The organism is uncultured Cardiobacterium sp., from assembly GCF_938028185.1.
In the GTDB taxonomy this organism is placed as follows: Bacteria; Pseudomonadota; Gammaproteobacteria; order Cardiobacteriales; family Cardiobacteriaceae; genus Cardiobacterium.
Genome location: NZ_CALJAH010000325.1, coordinates 1 through 3042 on the forward strand (window position 1 = coordinate 1; position 3042 = coordinate 3042).

At 58.8% G+C, this 3042-nt stretch carries 4 protein-coding genes and 1 other RNA gene; 2 read left to right on the forward strand and 3 right to left on the reverse strand.

Annotated elements, in window-relative coordinates:
* Positions 1-257 (forward strand): hypothetical protein (locus Q0349_RS09500; RefSeq protein WP_298080648.1); only part of this gene is annotated, 257 nt, incomplete at its 5' end.
* Here Q0349_RS09500 and nrdD read toward each other — a convergent pair.
* Positions 204-2012, reverse strand: coding sequence for an anaerobic ribonucleoside-triphosphate reductase (gene nrdD, locus Q0349_RS09505; RefSeq protein ID WP_298080650.1), 1809 nt, complete (start codon positions 2010-2012; stop codon positions 204-206). The genes Q0349_RS09500 and nrdD overlap by 54 nt on opposite strands.
* A gap of 4 nt (positions 2013-2016) precedes the next feature.
* Positions 2017-2466 (reverse strand): anaerobic ribonucleoside-triphosphate reductase activating protein, encoded by a 450-nt coding sequence (gene nrdG, locus Q0349_RS09510; protein WP_298080651.1) that lies wholly within the window; start codon positions 2464-2466, stop codon positions 2017-2019.
* Positions 2467-2541: 75 nt separating this feature from the next.
* Between nrdG and Q0349_RS09515 the strand changes: the two genes are divergently transcribed.
* Positions 2542-2691 (forward strand): hypothetical protein, encoded by a 150-nt coding sequence (locus Q0349_RS09515; RefSeq protein WP_298080652.1) that lies wholly within the window; start codon positions 2542-2544, stop codon positions 2689-2691.
* Positions 2692-2714: 23 nt separating this feature from the next.
* Here the strand turns inward: Q0349_RS09515 and ssrS are convergent.
* Positions 2715-2895, reverse strand: a non-coding RNA gene (gene ssrS / locus Q0349_RS09520) — 6S RNA.
* Positions 2896-3042 lie beyond the last annotated feature (147 nt).

Below are 3042 nucleotides of genomic sequence, written 5' to 3' on the forward strand. Positions count from 1 at the left end.
ATGAACATACCATTGGTTTTATCAAGCGATTCAGAATGGTCGCGGGGCGTTACCGCAACCGGCTTCGGCGTTTGAAGACAGTACGCCTTTGTACGGCGCGAGTTTCTCTAAAAAAATGGCTGCGCCATTTTTTTAGAGTGCCCGGTCAGGCAGCGCGACGTCGTACCGGGCTTTGTGAGGATTGCTATATCACCCGCTTCTTTCTATGCGGCGGCCTCTTTTTCGGCTTCGGCACGTTCACGGTGGTAGTGGCGTAGCGCGTGTTCGGCGCGGCGGCCGGCGCTGAAGGCGGAGACGCGCTTCAGGTAGCCGATGACGCGCGTGCCGTAGTCTATGTTGCGCGAGCCGCAGGCGCTGCACGCGGAGAGGGTGCGTTTGTCGATGTGTTCGCAGTCGTTGCAGATGGTGATGCGCACGTTGATGCAGAAGTAGTTGCAGCCGGTGTGCGCGGCGATGTCAAGCAGTTTGCGGTAGCCTTTCTGGCTGAGCGCTTCATCGAGGTTCAAATGCAGCGCCGAGCCGCCGTCCAGCCAGTCGATGAGTTCGCGCCCGTGCAGGATGAATTTGTCGAGCGCGTTGGTGCGCTGGTCGTCTTCGACGAGGTAGAAGTAGGAGTTGTAGCAGTCGCGTGGCACGCGGTAGCCGTCGCGTTTGTCCCAGGCGGCGTTTTTTACGCCGAGGTTTTCTGCCGGCACGAATTCGGTGTTGTAGCGCACGCCGTAATGCGCGCTCGCCCGCTGGTTGGCGTGGTAGATGGTTTTCAGTTTTTCCTGGACGAAGGCGAGGTAGGCGGGGTTGTTGCCGACGGTGATGCCTTGTGATTCGGCCGCTTCTGCCATGCCGTTGATGCCGATGGTGAGGTACTGCTTGTCGAGGGTGATGAAGCCCGCGTCATAAACGGTGAGCATCCCGGCGGCAAGGTAGTCTTCCATCAGTTTGCGGTAGGCGTATTGGTAGCGGTGGATTTTTTCCACTTCGGTCAGCAAATCGCGCCCGTCCTGCACGAGGCGGTTCATGTTGATGGTGATGACGTTGATTGAGCCGGTAGCGACGCCGCCCGCGCCGAGGGTGTAGGAGAAGGTGCGGTCTTCGATGGCGTTGCGCAGGCGGCAGCAGGAGGCGAGCGAGTCGGGGTTGTCGGAGAGGTAGATGAAGAAGGCGTTGCCCGATGCGAGTTCGCCCGCGATGTGGTCGGCAAAGGCGGCGTCCTTGCAGCGTTTGTCTTCGGTGAGCATGGCGACGGTGACGACCGGGAAGGTGAGGATGGCGCGCTTGCGTTCGGCGTTGAACCATTTCAGGAAGTAGTTTTGCAGCGCGGCGACGCTTTCCCATTTGGGCTGGCTGAAGTCGGGGAAGACGAAGTCGCCAAACATCGCGTGGAAGTAGTGCTGGTCGTAGATGGAGATGTTCCAGAAGGCGCTCTGGTAGCCGCGCGCGGCGGCGGGCTGGTTGATGGCGTAAACGACGTGTTGCAGGTGGTTGGCGATGTCGCGTTCGTGGGTGCGCAGGTAGTCGTCGCCGTAATCTTTGCGCGCGAAGTGGTCAAAATAGGTGAGGAATTCGACGGTGGCGACCGCCCCGGCGAATTGCGCGCTGACGGCGAAGACGAAGTTGACGAATGAGCCGCAGAAGGAGGCGAGGTGCTGCGGCGCGCCGGATTCGCCGCCGAGTTTGGTCATGCCGTCGCGCAGGAAGGGATACATCGAGACGGAGACGCAGTAGGGTTTGAGGCTGGTTTCGTCGTGGACGTAGATTTCGTGCGCCTCTATCTGGCGGACGTATTCGGCGGCGGTTGCTTCGCCAAACAGCTCGCGGATTTTGCGGCTGACCTGGGCGCGGTTTACCTGAATCATCAGGTCTTTCATCAGCTCGGCTTCCAGCGTCGCCATGTTTTTTTGGGTGACGTTGGCGTTGGCGTCGAGTTTGGAGCCGTCGGCGGCGTTGTGCGCGCGCACGTAGTCATCCATAAAGTCCAGTTTTTGCTGAATTTGTTCGGTCGTCAGGCGTAGCATTTCATCATCTCCAGAATAAATGGTTAAGCACCGCGCCATCGGCGGTGCGGATAAAGCGCTGGTTAGTGTCGGGGCAATCCAGCCCGCCCCGTTCGCGGCGCCAAGCGCCGGTTTTCACAAAAGTCAGCTCCGGCAACAGCGCGGCGGGCGCTTCTTCCAGCCCGGTATAAAGGCAGGTTTTCAGCCCCGCCGCCCGCGCCGTGCGCAGACATTCCAGCAGCGCCGCTTCCTGCCATTCACCGCCGAAAAACAGCACGCAGGACAACAGCCCGGCGTAGTCGGCAAGGCGCTGTTGCAAATATTCCGGCGAGAGCGCCGTGCCCTGTTGCGCGTTCCAGGTGTAAGTGCTGTGGCAGCCGGGGCAACGCAGCGGGCAACCGGCAATGGTGTAGGCGAGCGATACCTCGTGCGGCACTTCCTGCCAAACCACATCTTCATGGACAAATCGCAGCATTATCAGCACTCCTGAAACGATGAAACCGCATGGGCGGCGGTAGCACGCCGCCATGCAGTAAACGCAAGATATGGTATGACTGACGGAACAACTGCGCAATATGTTGGGTTTTATATTTCGCTAAACGCTTGTGTCGCCATTGATAAAAATGCACAAAAAAGCGACGCCATGAGCGTCGCCAGAAATACGGTCATCTGCCGCAGAAACGAAAAAGGCAAGGCGTAAAGCCTTGCCAGAAGAAGGAGAACAGCATAACCGCGAAAGCCGCTTAACCTAATGCCCTTGAACCGCAGGGTTCAAGTGGGTGCCTCAACAAACCTTCGGGCTTCTCACTTGCGTGAGCTTGCTCACCTGGCCGCGTCTGACACCCAAGGCAAGATGTAATTAGGGTCAAGGGGTCTGTAGGGAACGCCTGCCCCGCAGTTATGCCTTGCAGACACTATAGCGCCGCCATTGGCGGGTGTAAAGCGGATTTTGTGAGGGAGATCGTATGGCAAAAAACGGCTCTTGTGCCGCGTATGGCCATCCACCGAAAGCCTCATACGGTGTTGCGTCGCCTGACCGGGCACCCTAAAA